11 protein-coding genes are annotated in these 15,104 nt (G+C 65.9%); 1 reads left to right on the plus strand and 10 read right to left on the minus strand.

Features of this window, described 5'->3' with window-relative positions; all coding sequences use genetic code 11:
* Positions 1-46 precede the first annotated feature (46 nt).
* The 10 genes from nusA to NX774_RS13555 form a co-directional block, all read right to left on the minus strand.
* On the minus strand, positions 47-1,615 hold the full coding sequence (gene nusA, locus NX774_RS13510; RefSeq protein ID WP_258822691.1) for a transcription termination factor NusA: 1,569 nt from the start codon (positions 1,613-1,615) through the stop codon (positions 47-49).
* The gene (rimP, locus tag NX774_RS13515) at positions 1,612-2,097 is read right to left on the minus strand and encodes a ribosome maturation factor RimP (protein ID WP_258822692.1); all 486 of its coding nucleotides are present in this window, start codon (positions 2,095-2,097) and stop codon (positions 1,612-1,614) included. The genes nusA and rimP overlap by 4 nt, the downstream gene beginning before the upstream one ends.
* Positions 2,098-2,440: 343 nt before the next feature.
* Entirely contained in the window at positions 2,441-4,135 is a 1,695-nt protein-coding gene (rluB, locus tag NX774_RS13520; RefSeq protein WP_370660433.1) for a 23S rRNA pseudouridine(2605) synthase RluB, read from the minus strand.
* Positions 4,135-4,860 carry an SMC-Scp complex subunit ScpB gene (gene scpB / locus NX774_RS13525; protein WP_258822694.1) on the minus strand — a complete coding sequence of 242 codons (726 nt, stop codon included), beginning with the start codon at positions 4,858-4,860 and terminating at the stop codon, positions 4,135-4,137. The genes rluB and scpB overlap by 1 nt, the downstream gene beginning before the upstream one ends.
* 379 nt (positions 4,861-5,239) lie before the next feature.
* Positions 5,240-6,259 (minus strand): glucokinase, encoded by a 1,020-nt coding sequence (locus NX774_RS13530; RefSeq protein ID WP_258822695.1) that lies wholly within the window; start codon positions 6,257-6,259, stop codon positions 5,240-5,242.
* Positions 6,260-6,434: 175 nt separating this feature from the next.
* Entirely contained in the window at positions 6,435-7,397 is a 963-nt protein-coding gene (locus NX774_RS13535; RefSeq protein ID WP_258822696.1) for a DedA family protein/thiosulfate sulfurtransferase GlpE, read from the minus strand.
* A 62-nt stretch (positions 7,398-7,459) separates the two neighbouring features.
* The gene (locus tag NX774_RS13540) at positions 7,460-7,882 is read right to left on the minus strand and encodes a hemerythrin domain-containing protein (RefSeq protein ID WP_258822697.1); all 423 of its coding nucleotides are present in this window, start codon (positions 7,880-7,882) and stop codon (positions 7,460-7,462) included.
* 218 nt (positions 7,883-8,100) lie between these two features.
* The gene (locus tag NX774_RS13545) at positions 8,101-9,786 is read right to left on the minus strand and encodes an ABC transporter ATP-binding protein (RefSeq protein WP_258822698.1); all 1,686 of its coding nucleotides are present in this window, start codon (positions 9,784-9,786) and stop codon (positions 8,101-8,103) included.
* A gap of 8 nt (positions 9,787-9,794) precedes the next feature.
* Positions 9,795-10,826 (minus strand): ABC transporter permease, encoded by a 1,032-nt coding sequence (locus NX774_RS13550; protein ID WP_258822699.1) that lies wholly within the window; start codon positions 10,824-10,826, stop codon positions 9,795-9,797.
* On the minus strand, positions 10,823-11,761 hold the full coding sequence (locus NX774_RS13555; RefSeq protein WP_258822700.1) for an ABC transporter permease: 939 nt from the start codon (positions 11,759-11,761) through the stop codon (positions 10,823-10,825). The genes NX774_RS13550 and NX774_RS13555 overlap by 4 nt, the downstream gene beginning before the upstream one ends.
* Positions 11,762-12,075: 314 nt before the next feature.
* On the opposite strand from NX774_RS13555, the gene NX774_RS13560 reads away from it, so the two are divergent.
* On the plus strand, positions 12,076-14,877 hold the full coding sequence (locus NX774_RS13560; protein ID WP_258822701.1) for a TonB-dependent receptor domain-containing protein: 2,802 nt from the start codon (positions 12,076-12,078) through the stop codon (positions 14,875-14,877).
* The last annotated feature ends 227 nt before the right edge of the window (positions 14,878-15,104 follow it).

A 15,104-nucleotide genomic window follows, 5' to 3' on the forward strand; every position in this document is an offset into this window, starting at 1 on the left:
CAGTCCTCTTTTCTATGTGTCGCGACAGATGATAAAGATTTGTTGCTTATGCCTTGGCGGTGGCTTCCACCTGGCTCCAGGCTTTCGCCTGCAGCCCCTTGGCACGGTCGTCGTACTTGGCGTCGACCAGCTTCATCTCGTCGTCGGTCACATCATTAAACTCGTTCTTGATCAGTTCGCGGGCGCGTTCGATCGGCAGCGCCAGGATGGCGCCGAATTCGTCGTAGGCCAGGCCTGCGAATTGTTCGAGCGTCTTGATGCCTGCCAGGCCAAGCTTGCCGGCGGTGGTGCGGTCCATGCCTTCCAGGTTGACCAGATCGTCGTCCATGCCCTCCAGGCCTTCCTCGGAGGCGATCGCTTCGGTCACCAGCGCGTCGCGGGCGCGAGTGCGCAGTTCGTTGACGGTGTCTTCGTCGAACGACTCGATATCGAGCATCTCGGAAATGGGGACGTAGGCGATTTCTTCAAGGCTGGCAAAGCCCTCTTCCACCAGGATGTCGGCCACTTCCTGGTCCACATCCAGCTTTTCCATGAACAGCGCGCGGATCGCTGCGGTCTCTTGCGCGACCTTGTTGGCCGACTCTTCGGCGGTCATGATGTTGATCTTCCAGCCGGTCAGCTCCGAGGCCAGGCGCACGTTCTGGCCCGAACGGCCGATCGCGATTGCCAGGTTCTCTTCGTCCACCACCACGTCCATCGCGTGCTTCTCTTCGTCCACCATGATCGACGAGACGTTGGCCGGGGCCAGCGCGCCGATCACGAACTGGGCCGGGTCTTCCGACCACAGCACGATGTCCACGCGCTCGCCGCCCAGCTCGCCGGTGACGGCCTGCACGCGCGAACCGCGCATGCCCACGCAGGTGCCGATCGGGTCGATGCGCTTGTCGGCGGTGTACACGGCGATCTTGGCGCGCACGCCCGGGTCGCGCGCGGCCGATTTGATCTGCAGGAGGCCCTGCTCGATCTCGGGCACTTCCAGCTCGAACAGCTTCATGATGAATTCCGGCGCGGTGCGCGACAGGATCACCTGCGGGCCGCGCATGTTGCGGTCCACGCGCAGGATGAACGCGCGCACGCGGTCGCCGATGCGCAGGTTTTCCTTCGGGATCATCTGGTCGCGCGGCAGGCGCGCCTCGATCTTGCCCGACTCGACGATCGCGTCGCCGCGTTCCATGCGCTTGATGGTGCCGGTCACCAGCGCGTCGCCGCGCTCGAGGAAGTCTTGCAGGATCTGCTCGCGCTCGGCGTCGCGCACGCGCTGCAGCACGACCTGCTTGGTGTCCTGGGCGAAGCGGCGGCCGAACTCGACCGACTCGATCGGCTCTTCGATGTACTCGTCCACTTCGATGTCGGGGATCTGCTCTTTCGCTTCGAAGTGCAGGATTTCCTGGTCGGGCAGCTGCAGGCCGGCCTCGTCGGGGACGACGTGCCAGCGGCGGAAAGTCTCGAACTCGCCGGTTTCGCGGTCGATGGACACGCGGATGTCGACTTCGCCTTCATAGCGTTTTTTGGTCGCCTGCGCCAGGGCGAACTCGAGCGCCCCGAAGACGACTTCCTTATCGACGTTTTTTTCGCGCGCGAGCGCATCAACCAATAACAAAACTTCGCGACTCATGCTTTGCGACTCCTAAAATCCACCTGCGGCACCAAGCGTGCCTTGTCCAATTCGGCGAGCGTAAATTCCAACAACGCCGGCCCATCCTTGCCTTCAAATTCCAAACCGATCTTGTCGCCTTCAGGCGCGTGCAAGATCCCGGTATAAGTCTTGCGGTTCGTGCCCGGCATCGCCACGCGCAGCTTGACCGTCGCCTCGTGCCCGGCAAAGCGGGCGAAGTCGGACAGCGTGCGCACCGGCCGGTCGAGCCCGGGCGAGGACACCTCGAGCCGTTCATAATCGACGTTTTCCACGGTCAGCACGTGCGACAGCTGGTAACTCACGGTCGCGCAATCCTCGACCGTGATCGGGCCTTTTTCCTCGGCCACGGCGGCCGGGAAATCAATGTACACGCGCAAAATACCGCGCTCGCCCCGTTCCACATCGACCAGCTCGTAGCCCAGGCCGCTTACTGTCTTGGCGATCAATTCAAACTGCTGCACCGCACTTCTCCAGGGCGAAAAACCAATTCAACAAAAAAAAAATGGGCATCTGCCCATCTTTTTGTATTCCCAACCAGATGAAAGCACTTGCACCAAGAAAACGCTGGGAAGAACTTTGATTAGGCTGCGAATTATAACCAAAAACCGCACCAGCCGCAATCTGGGGCGTTCCAAATGAATAGATGCGGCCAGATTGTTGTTTTTATCACGCAAGCCCCGCCAGCGACCCGGTAGGGTGCGCGGGTCTCCCGCCCACGCGTTCAACAATCGTATGCAGGTTCGGCGCAGCGGGCATTCTTAAGCTGCTTGAACGCGTGGGCAGCAAAGCTGCCCACCCTATGGCTTAACCGCGGCGGCCGCGGCGCGGCAGGCCGTGCTCGGAGCCGCGCGGGCCCTGGCCGCCGCGGCGTCCGCCGCCGGTGCCGGCAAAGCCGAACGTGGTCTGCAGCGGGTCCGGCTGGCGCGGACGGCCACCGCCACCACCGCCCGAGCGGCCCTGGCCCTGCCCCTGGCCCTGGCGCGCGCCGCCTTGCCCGGCGAACGGGTTGGCGCCACGGTTGCCCTTGCCTGCGGGACGCACGCCCGGCAGGCCCGCCCCCGGCGCGGTCCCGACGCGCACCACCGGCGGCCCGAACGGGTCCACGTTGCGGTTGGCGTCGGCCCGGTCGATGCGGTTGCCGTCGGCGCGGCGCGGATCCGGCTTGGCACCCTTGGCGCCGTTCCTGCCCTTGTCGCCGGCGCCGGCCTTCTTCTCGATCCCGACCGCGCTCATCAGGGCGCGCACCTCGTGCTCGTCCAGCTCTTCCCAGCGGCCGCGCTTCAGGCCGCTCGGCAGGGTCATCATGCCGTAGCGGGTACGGATCAGGCGCGAGACGGTCAGCCCGACCTGCTCGAACATGCGGCGCACCTCGCGGTTGCGGCCTTCGCCGATCACCACGCGGTACCACTTGTTGACGCCTTCGCCGCCGCCGTCCTGCACCTTGGAAAACGCGGCCGTGCCGTCGTCCAGCGGCACGCCGGACAGCAGCTTCTGGCGCATGCCCTCTTCCAGCTCGCCCAGCGTACGCACCGCGTATTCACGCTCGATGTTGTAGCGCGGGTGCATCAGCCGGTTGGCCAGGTCGCCGGAGGTCGTGAACAGCAGCAGGCCCTCGGTATTGAAGTCCAGGCGCCCGACGGCGAGCCATTTGCCAGTCTTCATCGTGGGCAGGCGGTCGAACACCGACGGGCGGCCTTCCGGATCGTCGTGGCTGACGATTTCGCCGGCCGGCTTGTGGTACACCAGCACGCGCGGCGGCTTGGTCGAGACCTTGCGCTGGACCAGCTTGCCGTTGATGCGCACCGCATCGGTCGGCAGGATGCGCTGGCCGATGTGCGCCGGCTCGCCGTTCACCGACACGCGGCCGGCGATGATCAGCTCTTCCATGTCGCGGCGCGAACCCAGGCCTGCTTCGGCCAGCACCTTGTGCAGCTTGGGCGCGTCGTCCTCGGCGGTCAGGTCGCGGCGCACCTTGGCCTTCGGCTGGGCGCCGCGGCCGCCTTCGCTGGCGTCGAACTCGTCGGAGGTGACAAACGAGAACACGGCGTCGGCCTGGTTGCCCTTGCCCTGCGGGGCGCCGCCCTTGGCCTGCTTGTTCCTGCCCTGTTGTTTTTGCTTGCCTTGCTTGTGCTTGCCCGGCTTGGCTTTGGCGCCTGCCTGCTGCGGTTGCGGGGCCTGGTCGGCGCGCTCCTGGCGCTCCTCGGCCGCCGGGGCTTCGGCGCCCTGAACGCGCTGCGCTTCCTTGGCGCGGGCACTGCGCTGCTCGCGCATCTGGCGCGGGCCGCGGCCCTTCTTGCCGGCTTCCGGTGCCGGGGCCGCCTCCGGCGCCGGCTGCGGCGCCGCCGCTTCCTGCGCTACCGGCTTCTTGGCGGCGCGCCGGGGCTTGTCCGCTTGCGGCTGGTCGGCCTCGGGCTTGGCGCGCGTGCGCCGCTTCGGCTTGGCCTGCTCTGGCGCGCCAGTCTCCGCGGCGATGGTCTCGGTGGTGTCAACTTGATTCATCATTCGATTTCTTGGTTTTGCTGACTGGACGCCACCGCCATCTCGGGCTCGGGCGCACTGTCGGGAATCGGGACTTCAACGGGTGAAGTATCGTTTGCCGCCTGGTCCGGCAAGGCATCGCCGGGTTGCTCGAAGTTTTCCTGCAGCGCCGCTTCCAGCGCTTCGATGCTGCGCGTGTCGGGCAGTTCGGCCAGCGGCTGCAGCGGCGGCAGGCCGGACAGCGAGGACAGGCCGAGGTCGTCCAGGAACTGCTTGGTGGTGCCCAGCAAGGCCGGGCGCCCCACCACTTCGCGGTGGCCGACCACGTCGATCCAGCCGCGATCTTCGAGCATCTTGATCGTCTGCGAGTTCACCGCCACGCCGCGGATTTCCTCGATGTCGCCGCGCGTGACCGGCTGGCGGTAGGCGATGATCGCCAGCGTCTCGAGCGTGGCGCGCGAATACTTCGGCGGCTTTTCGTTCGACAGCCGGTCGAGGTATTGTTTCATCTCCGGCCGGCTCTGGAAGCGCCAGCCGGTGGCCAGCGCCACCAGTTCGACCCCGCGTCCTTGCCATTCCTGGCGCAATTCTTCCAGCAGGATCTTGATCTTGTCGGAGCCGATACTGTCCTGCCCGCCCTCGGCGTCGTCGTCCCCGAACAGCTTTTTCATCGAATGGATCGACAGCGGCTCGCGCGCGCACAACAAGGCGGTCTCGAGGACCTGTTTGGCCTCATCAATATTCATACGGTGTCGTCAGCGGATCAATCCAAATCGGGTGCGAAGAAAATATCAAACAAAACCCAGATTAACGAAAGCCAGACGCCGCCACTCGCAAGAAGGCGCGCCATGGATACTGCCCGTTGAAACTGGATTTCCGTGGCCCGGTGTGAATGCCGGACAGAACGTTACTGGCGCCGGGACCTGGGCCCGGCCACATGGCAGCACCGCCAGGCGGGCTGCACGCCGTTGATTTTCAAGCGAAACGCGGAGCCCGGATGCGGCTGGGAGGCCAGGCTCCGACAGCGCACGGTGCGGGCGAACGACACCGTTTCTTCCAACTGGCGGCCATTGTACCCGATAAAACACGCAAACGGACAAGCCTCTTGCGACAACCCGGCAAATGTCAAGCGCCGAGTGCTTCCGCGAGGATCGCCGACACGCCGACGAAGGCCGGGTACGGCGCGGTGATCACGAAGGTCGGCACCTGGGCCAGGTAGTCGGAAAAGCGCCCCTTGGCCTCGAAGCGCTGGCGGAAGCACGAGCTGTCAAAGCGCGCGCCCAGCCGCGGCACGATGCCCCCGCCAATGTAGATGCCGCCCTGCGCGCCCAGGGTGACGGCCAGGTTGCCCGCCACGGTGCCGAGCATGCCGCAAAACGCTTCCAGCGCGCGGTCGCACAGCGCGCATTCGCCGGCCAGCGCGCGGCGCGAGATCTCCGGCGCATCCAGCGGCTCGGCCTGCCCGCCGGCGAGGTGCGCCAGCGCCCGGTAAATCAGCTCGACCCCGGCGCCCGACAGCAAACGCTCGGCCGATACGTGGCCGAATTCGCGCCACGCATATTGCAGGATCGCGACCTCTTCCTCGTTCGCCGGCGAAAACGTGACGTGGCCGCCTTCGCTCTGGAGCGCGGTGTAGCCCGCGTTTGCCGGAATCAGGCCAGACACGCCCAGGCCGGTGCCCGCGCCGAGCAGGCCGAGCGGGCTGCGCGGGCGCACGGTGCCGCCGCCGACCTGGCGCTTCTGGTCCTGGTCCAGGTGCGGCAAGGCACGCGCCAGCGCCGAAAAATCGTTCACCACCACCAGCGTGTCAAAACCGCAGGCCTGGCGCAACGCCTCGATCGAGAATTCCCAGTGGTGGTTGGTCATGCGCACCAGGTCGCCGTCCACCGGGTTGGCGATGGCCACGGCGGCATGGCGCACCGCGCCGGCCGCAGCCACTTGGGGCAGCGCCAGGTAGGCGCGCACCGCATCGGCCAGGGTGGGCCAGTCGCGGCAGGCGAACACCTCGATCAGCCCGATGCTGCCCGGGCCGGTTTCGAGGGCGAAGCGCGCGTTGGTCCCGCCAATGTCCGCCAGCAGGCGTGCCCCGCCGGCATGGACGGGAACGGGTTGCCGGGACGGCGCGGGATCGAGGTGGACGGTCATGGGGAGCTTACATACGGACAAGCCCCAACTTTAAGGATTTATTGGCGTGAACGCAAGTAATTTGTAGTTTAGGTACAGAAGAATGACGACTTTGGACGAGCCGAAGCCCCTGCGGTGACGAGAAAAAGTAGTCAAGTTACCGCAAGGCGCGGCAGACGGCGTGGGAAAGCGGAAATCAGGCGCCGGTGGCGTTGCAGCCGCAAGGCTGGGCCGGCACGGGCGGCAGCGCGTGGAAGGCGTTCCAGGCATCCAGGCCGCCCTGCAGTGGCCGGGCGCGGTGGAAGCCCTTGGTGAGGAATTCTTTGGCCACCTGGGCGGCGGTGACGTCGTTCGGGCAGCTGCAGTAGACGACGATGTGGCGGTCGTGGTCGAGCGTGGCCATGAGCTTGTCCGGCTCGTGGTCCAGGTACACCAGCGCGCCCGGGATCGCCGCTTCCAGCTGGCGCGCGGTGGTGCCGCGCGCGTCGATGATGACCGGGTCGTGGCCGCCGTCGATCAGCGCCTTCAGTTCCTCGATGCCGATGCGCGGCACGCCCATTTCGCGCAGGACGCGGCGGCGCTCGGCGTACTTGTACAGCATGAACAGGGCCAGCAGCCCGAGCACGATTTCCAGTGCCGTGGTGCCCATCGACTCGAACATGCTCAGCACGCTGTCCACGCTGTCGTGGAAAAACGCGCCAACGCCCACGCCCACCCCGCTCCACAAGGACGCGCCGGCGACCGACAGCGCCAGGAAGTGCGGCGTGGTGGTGCCCATGGCCCCGGCCAGCGGCGGCGCGACGGTGTTCAGGCCAGGGACGAACTTGGCCACCACCAGCGCGTTGGGGCCGAAGCGGCTGAACCTGTCCTCGGTCTGGCCGACGCAGGAATCGGGCGCCAGCGAGATGCGGCACAGCAGGCGCAGGATGCGCTTGCCGTAGTAGCGGCCGGCGCGGAACCAGAAATAATCGCTCACCAGGCAGGCCGCCACGCTGACCACCAGGCACAGCGCCCAGTTGACCTGGCCGTCCACCGCCAGGGCCCCGGCCACGATCAGGACCGGCATGGCCGGGATCGGCAAACCGGCCTGTTCGATCAGGACGATACCGAACACGATGAACAGGCCGTAGGTTTGGATGAGGTGGGCGAGCTGGGACATGGGTGGATGGTAGCGGAAAAGCGCGGCGCCCGCTGGACCCGCGCGGCTTTTTGGCAACCTTCTCAGGCGATCGCGGTGGCGGCGTCGATCGCGGGATAGAACTCGTGGTCTTCGCGCTTGATGCGCTCATACAGCTGGCGCAGCACCACGTTGGCGTCCTCCCGGAACGCGTCCGGCGCGCCGGCCACCTGGCGCGGCGTGTTCCAGCGCGCCGCGAACTGCAGGTAGGCGCCGGCGATGCCGTCCATCTCGCTCTGGTAGGCGCGGCTCATGCGCGCCAGCTCCGCGTCCCCGCTCGCCTCCAGCGCCGGGTACAGGCTGCGGTCTTCCACCGCCAGGTGCAGCTTGATGATGCCGGAAAAGCCGACGATCGCCTCGGCGATTGCGGCCGCGTTCTCGGCCACGCCCGCGTGCGCAAGCTTGCGCAGGCGCGCGATGCTGGCAAGGATGTCCAGGTGCTGGTGCTTGAATTTTTCGATGTTCATGATGCTTCCTTTTCAAATGCTAGGCTTGCATCTTAGCACTAAAGATGCATTTAAAATGCATCTTTGTAGCAGGGTTTTATGCATTTGCGTAGGGTGGGCAGGTTTCCTGCCCACGCGTTCAGCCCACGCTTGTGTGGCCTGAACGCCTGAGCGAGAGAGCTTGCGTCGCTTGAACGCGTGGGCGGGAGACCCGCCCACCCTACCGGTATGCGGTGGCCCTACGCCCCGCGCGGGATCGCGGCCAGCAACTGGCGCGTGTACGGCTGCTGCGGATTGCGGTACAGCTCGTCCGAGTCGGCCATCTCGACCACGCTGCCGTGGTGCATCACCATCACCTGGTCCGAGATGTACTTGACCACCGACAGGTCGTGCGAGATGAAGATGTAGCTCATCTTGTACTCGTCCTGCAGGTCCTGCAGCAGGTTGAGCACCTGAGCCTGCACCGACACGTCCAGTGCCGACACCGACTCGTCGCACACCAGGATCTCCGGCTTCATGGTCAGGCAGCGCGCAATCGCGATGCGCTGGCGCTGCCCGCCCGAGAATTCGTGCGGGTAGCGGTGGAAGGCCTGCGCCGGCAGCCCCACGCGCGCCAGCAGGTGCTGCGCCATCTCCACCCGCTCGGCGTCGCTTGCGCCGATGCGGTGGATGCGCATCGGCTCGAGCAGGATCTGCCCGACGGTAAAGCGCGGGTTGAGCGAGGCATACGGGTTCTGGAAGATGATCTGGATGCGCCGCTTGTAGGGCTGGTAGTCGCGGTCGGCCATCGTGACCAGGTCGCGGCCGTCGAAGATGGCGCTGCCGCCGGTGGCCCGGTGCAGGCGCAGCAGGGTCAGGCCGACCGTGGTCTTGCCCGAACCGGATTCGCCGACCACGCCCAGCGTCTTGCCGCGCGCGAGGTTGAAGGACACGTCCTTGACCGCCTTGAACTCGCGCTTGCCGAACAGGCCCTCGCGCAGCCAGAAGCTTTTGGACAGGTTCTTCACCTCCAGCACGTTCTCGTCGCCCGGCGCAGTGCCGCGCTCGCGCTGCGGCAGCACGATGCCGGGCTTGACGCTGCCCGACAGGTAGTCGTCGATCACCGGCAGGCGCAGCGGTCGCTCGTCCAGCCTGGGCCGGCAGTGCAGCAGCGCGCGCGTGTAGGCGTCCTGCGGCGCGCCGAACACCTGCGCGGCCGTGCCCTCCTCGCGCACCACGCCATGGCGCATCACGATCACGCGGTCGGCAATCTCGCCCACCAGGCCCAGGTCGTGGGTGATGAACAGGACCGACATCTGGTGCTTCTTCTGCAGCCGCGCGATCAGTTCCATGATCTGCTTCTGGATCGTCACGTCCAGCGCCGTGGTGGGCTCGTCCGCGATCAGGAGCCGCGGCTCGCAGGCGATCGCCATCGCGATCATCACGCGCTGCTGCTGGCCGCCCGACATCTGGCTCGGGAACGCGTCGATCTTGTTGGCCGGGTCGGGAATGCCGACTTCCTCGAGCAGCTCGAGCGTACGCGCGCGCGCCTGGCGTTGGCTCAATCCCATGTGCCGGCGCAGCACCTCGCCGATCTGGAAGCCCACCGTGAACACCGGGTTCAGCGAGGACATCGGCTCCTGGAAGATCATCGCGATGTCCTTCCCGCACAACTTGCGCCGCTCGGCCACCGGCAACCCGATCACCTCACGATCGCCGAACAGGATCGATGAGCGCGGGTCGATGATCGTGGTCTCCGGCGGCAGCAGCCCCATCACGGCCAGCGAGCTCACCGACTTGCCGCTGCCGGATTCGCCCACCAGCGCGACGGTCGCGTTGTGCGGGATGTCGAAGGAGATGCCCTTGACGGCCTCGAAAGTGTTCTTCTTGTCGGTCCTGAACGAGACACGCAGGTCACGCACCGACAGCAGCATGGTGGATGTCATCGCCTGCCTCACTTCAGTTTGGGGTCGAGCGCGTCGCGCAGCGCGTCGGTGAACAGCGAGAACGCCGTCACCAGGAGCGCCATCGCGCTGGCGGCCGCGGTCAGCTGCCACCATTTGCCGAGAATGAGCTCGTTCTGCGCCTCGTTGAGCATGCTGCCCCACGAGACCACGCCGACCGGCACGCCAAAGCCGAGGAAAGACAGGATCACCTCGGCCTTGATGAAGCCGACCACCAGGATCGACATCTGCACCAGCGCCACGTGCGAAACGTTGGGGAAGATGTGGGCGAACATCTTGCGCCAGCTGGACGCGCCGATGGCGTCGGCCGCCATCACGTATTCGCGCGCCTTGTGCTTGATGTATTCGGCGCGGATCAGGCGGTACGGGCCGGTCCAGCCGGTCAGGCCCAGGATCAGCACGATCGTCAGCACGCCCTTTTGCTGCAGCACCGCGGCCACGGTCAGGATCATCAGGATCGACGGGATCGAGGTGAACACGCTGTAGAACCAGTTGAACAAATCGTCCACGCGGCCGCCGTAAAAGCCCGAGACGGCGCCGAACAGCGTGCCCAGCGCCACCGCCACCAGTGCCGCCACCAGCCCGACCACGATCGAGGTCTCGCCGCCCTTGATGGTTTTCTTGATGATGTCATGGCCCCATTTGTCGGCGCCGAAGGGCAGCGTGGCGCGGCGCTCGCGCTGGGCCGTCACGCCCTGTTTGTCGAGCTGCGCGCGCAGTTCGCGCAGCTCGGGCGCGAGCGGGTCGAAGGCGTTGTCGGGCACCGGCTGCGCGGCGCGCGCGCTGGCCGCGGCCAGCGCCGGGTCCGGCCCCATGAAGGTGGGCGGCGCGTAATTCACGGCCACCTCGTCCTCCCAGTCGGCCGCCACCAGGCCGCTGGCCGACAGCACCAGCATCAGCAAAAAGGCCGCCACCACCGCCAGCGACCCCATGGCCACCTTGTCGGCGCGCAGGCGGCGCCACGCGAGCGCCCACAGGCCGGGCGAAGCCACATGATCGAGGGTCACCGGATTGCCGCTCATTTCAGTTGCACCCTCGGATCGACCGCCTGGTACATCAGGTCGGCCAGCAGGTTGAACACCATGGTGGCGGCGGCCACGTACACCGTGATCGCCTTAATCACCGGGAAGTCGCTGCGCTCGACCGCCAGGATCACTTCGCGCCCGATGCCCGGAATGCCGAAGAAGCGCTCGAGCAGGAAGGCGCCGATGAGCAGCGCCGGCAGGTTGGCCATGACGTGCGTGATGATCGGGATCGCCGCGTTCCTGAGCACGTGCACCCACACCACGCGGCGCTCGGGCATGCCCTTGGCGCGCGCGGTGCGCACGTAGTCCTGCCCTACTTCGTCGAGCACGAAGCTGCGGAACAGGCGCAGCGTGGGCGCGATCGACACGGTGAGCCCGATCAGGATCGGGAGCGTGGCGTAGCGCAGCAGGTTTTCGCCGAAGTGCTCGCCCCAGCCCTGCACCGGGAACAGGCCCATCTTGTAGGCCAGCAGGTACTGGAACACGATGATGTACACCAGGATCGAGATCGACATGCCGACCGTGCAGGCCACCATCACCAGGCGGTCGGTGAGCGAGCCGCGCACGAAGGCGATCGTGAGCGCGGCCGCAATGCCGAACAGGGTCTCGAGGATGGTCAGCGGCACCAGCACCGTCAGCGACGGCCCCAGCCGGCTGGAAATGATGTGCGAGACCGGCTCGCCGGTGCTCCAGGCGTTGCCGAAGTCGAAGGTGAGGATCTGCTTGACGAAGATCCACAGCTGCACGTAGTACGGCTCGTCGATGCCGAGCTGCTTGCGGATGTTGGCGATCGCTTCGGCATTGGCCATCTTGCCTGCCAGCAGGTACGCCGGGTCGCCGCCGACCCAGTTGAACAGCACGAACACCAGCACCACGACGCCCGCCATGGTCGGCAGCATCTGCCAGAGCCGCCGGAGGATATAAGCAAACATGAAAACGTCCCGAGGAGGCTGGTGCGCATTGCCCTCAAGCACCAGCGGAAGGCGTAACGATAACCGATATTGGCCGGCTGTTGGCACAAAAAAAATGCCCGCCGCAGGCTCCCTTACCGCATTGGGAACGGTGCTGTAAACATATGCACCGGTATGCATGTGGTATTTCGTTGTATTTTCACATAAGCAATGTTATCGGATTGACCCGAGACATACACAGGTGATGTCATCCCCCCCGCCCGTGAATACGCCGCCGCGCCCTGGCGCTGCGGTGCATATGCGGTCACTCCCGACAACAAGTACAAGGAAGACACATGACCAAAGAAACAGTGCTGGCGCGCTCGGTACGCCTGATCTTCGCCGGCAGCATGGCGCTCGGCGTGCAGGCGGCGTGGGCGCAGGACCAGGCCGCGGCCGAACAGCCGATGGCCCGGGTCGAGATCACCGGCTCGAGCATCAAGCGCATCGCGGCGGAAGCCTCGCTGCCGGTGCAGACCTTCAACCAGAAAGACATCCAGCGCAGCGGCGTGACCTCGGTCACCGACTTCATCCAGCAGCTGCCGGTGATGCAGGGCTTTACCGTGGCGGCCGACTCGGTCGGCGGCAACGGCGGCGGCGTCACCACCGCCTCGATCCACGACGTCGGCTCGGCCTACACCCTGGTGCTGCTCAACGGCCGCCGCATCGCGCCGGCCAACTCCGGCACCACCATCGACGTGAACTCGATCCCGCTGTCGGCCGTGGAACGCATCGAAGTGCTGACCGACGGCGCCTCGGCGCTGTATGGCGCGGACGCGATCGCCGGCGTGGTCAACTTCATCCTCAAGAAAGGCGCGGCGCCGCTGACGGTGGACGCGCGCATCACCAAGCCGCAGCACCCGGGCGCCAAGGGCAAATCGTACAGCATCAGCAAGGGCTTCGGCGACCTGGAGACCGACGGCTACAGCCTGTACCTGTCGGCCAGCCACCAGGAAGAAGAGCGCATGAAGGCCGCGCAGCGCGACTTCGCCAAGACCGGCATCATCGACTTCCGCGACCCGAAGAGCGGCCAGATGCTGGAATTCTTCAACGGCTCGTCGCGCTCGATCCCGCCGAACGTGTCGGTGAAATACAAGAACGCCGCCGGCTCGAGCAAGACCGTCGCGATCAACCCCTACCTGAAGATCAACGGCAAATGCCCGGCCGCGCACGTGGACCTGGGTGACGGCCGCTGCTACTTCGACTACACCACCTCGATCGAAATCTCGCCCGAGATCAAGCGCGACGGCATCTATGCCAACGGCGAGATCAAGCTGGGCGACACCGGCTTCAAGGCCTTCGCCACCGCGGCCTACAACGACGCCCACGTGTACGCCACCATCGCGCCCTACCCGGCCGAGTTCACGCTGGCCCGGTCCTCGCCGCTGTTCGCCAAGTACGTGCAGCCCTACCTGACCGCGGAACAGCTGTCCGGCTTCTCCAGCGCCACCGTGGCCTACCGCCTGCAGGACCTGGGCGGCCGCGCCTACGACTACGCCAGCCAGACCACCCACGTGGTGGCCGGCATCGACGGCAGCGCCATGGGCTGGGACATCAACTCGGCGCTGACGTATTCGAAGAACCACTCGCCGCAGAACTACGTCGGCGGCTTCCCGCTGGCCGACAAGTTCGACGCCGCGCTGGCAGCCGGCACCATCGATCCGTTCCCGTACGCGCTGGGCCAGATGCCGGCGGCGATGATCGACGCGCTGAAGAAAACCCAGTTCGTCGGCAACTACAACACCACCGACATCCTGATGAAGGGCGCCGACGTGCGTGCTTCGCGCAGCCTGTTCGCGCTGCCGGCGGGCAATGCCCAGCTGGGCGTGGGCGCGGACTGGCGCAGCACCAGCTACGCCCAGATGCCTAACGCGGCCGTGGCCAATGCCGAGATCCTGTTCGACGACCCGCAACCGTCGTTCGACTTCTCGCGCAAGAATGCCGGCGCATACGGCGAGTTGCTGGTGCCGGTGCTGAAGAACCTGGAGATCACCGGTTCGCTGCGCTATGACTCGATCAGCAAGATCACCGACTCGGTCAAGAACGTCACGGTCGGCAAGGACCAGTCGGCCACCACCTACAAGCTGAGCGCCCGCTACCAGCCGAGCAAGACCTGGCTGCTGCGCGCCGCCTACGGCACCGGCTTCAAGGCCGCCAGCATGTCGCAGATCGGCCAGCCGCTGTCCGACTTCGGCGTGACCGGCGGCAGCTACGTGTGCCCGCTCAACGCCGCCAACGGCCTGGCCAGCCATCCGCTGGCGCAGTACTGCCCGGACGGCAAGGGCCAGCTCGAAGCCTTCCAGGGCGGCAACCCCGACCTCGGCCCGGAAAAGTCGAAGCAATGGACCATTGGCACGGTGTTTGAGCCGACCGCCAACTTCAGCGCCAAGTTCGACCTGTGGCAGGTGGCGATCCGCAACGCGGTCAGCAATGTCAGCGAGGGCCTGATCACCAGCAACCCGAACAAGTACCTGTCGCTGTACACCACCAAGTACAAGGCCTCGACCGGCCAGAAGACCCTGGCCATCGTGTTCATGCCGATCAACATCGGCCAGCAAGAGAACCGCGGCCTGGACTACGACCTGCTGTTCAAGGCCAAGGTCGACAACGTGCGCCTGACCAACCGGCTGGCCGGCACCTGGCTGCTCAAGTCGCGCTACACGACGCCGGGCACCAGCGACCAGTGGGAAACCAGCCTGGGCCAGTTCGGCAGCAACGATGCGGTCAGCTTCCGCCACGTGCTGCACGCCTCCAGCACCGCCGAGTACGGCAACTGGACCCACACCCTGGGCGCCAACTACCGCAGCGGCTACAAGGACAAGCACTACACCGCCGAGGACTGCTCGGTGACGGTGGGCGACGCCAACGGCGACTGCGCGGACGTGCAGCTGGATGTGCCGCACTACTACACGTTCGACTGGCAAACCCAGTACCGCCTGATGAAGAACCTCTCCATCACCGGCGGCATCCAGAACCTGGCGGACAAGAAACCGCCGCTGACGCTGCGTAACACCGGCTCGCACCAGCTGGGCTACGACCCGCGCTACGCCAGCGCGGTGGGCCGCACGTTCTACCTGAGCGCCCAGTACCAGTTCTGACGCGCCGCCTTTTCGGCCAAGCCCGCCGCGCCCTGCGCCCGGCGGGCTTTTTTGCGTTCCGTCCGCGGCGCACCGGCGCGCCGGAAAAGCCGGCAAAGCGAACATGCATACATCTAAGCGCCGGATTTGTAAATAACCTGTACTAGGCAATTCCGCCTAGAGTTGTATTTATGCCAGAAGCTTATATGCATGATTGACTTGCATTTCGACAAATGTTGATATTGCCG

This window comes from Massilia agilis, from assembly GCF_024756255.1.
In the GTDB taxonomy this organism is placed as follows: Bacteria; Pseudomonadota; Gammaproteobacteria; order Burkholderiales; family Burkholderiaceae_D; genus Telluria; species Telluria agilis.

Coding starts and splice junctions, on each gene's coding strand:
- nusA (WP_258822691.1), bottom strand. CDS start 1,615: ATGAGTCGCGAAGTTTTGTTATTGGTTGATGCGCTCGCGCGCGAAAAA.
- rluB (WP_370660433.1), bottom strand. CDS start 4,135: ATGAATCAAGTTGACACCACCGAGACCATCGCCGCGGAGACTGGCGCG.
- scpB (WP_258822694.1), bottom strand. CDS start 4,860: ATGAATATTGATGAGGCCAAACAGGTCCTCGAGACCGCCTTGTTGTGC.
- NX774_RS13530 (WP_258822695.1), bottom strand. CDS start 6,259: ATGACCGTCCACCTCGATCCCGCGCCGTCCCGGCAACCCGTTCCCGTC.
- NX774_RS13535 (WP_258822696.1), bottom strand. CDS start 7,397: ATGTCCCAGCTCGCCCACCTCATCCAAACCTACGGCCTGTTCATCGTG.
- NX774_RS13540 (WP_258822697.1), bottom strand. CDS start 7,882: ATGAACATCGAAAAATTCAAGCACCAGCACCTGGACATCCTTGCCAGC.
- NX774_RS13545 (WP_258822698.1), bottom strand. CDS start 9,786: ATGACATCCACCATGCTGCTGTCGGTGCGTGACCTGCGTGTCTCGTTC.
- NX774_RS13550 (WP_258822699.1), bottom strand. CDS start 10,826: ATGAGCGGCAATCCGGTGACCCTCGATCATGTGGCTTCGCCCGGCCTG.
- NX774_RS13555 (WP_258822700.1), bottom strand. CDS start 11,761: ATGTTTGCTTATATCCTCCGGCGGCTCTGGCAGATGCTGCCGACCATG.
- NX774_RS13560 (WP_258822701.1), top strand. CDS start 12,076: ATGACCAAAGAAACAGTGCTGGCGCGCTCGGTACGCCTGATCTTCGCC.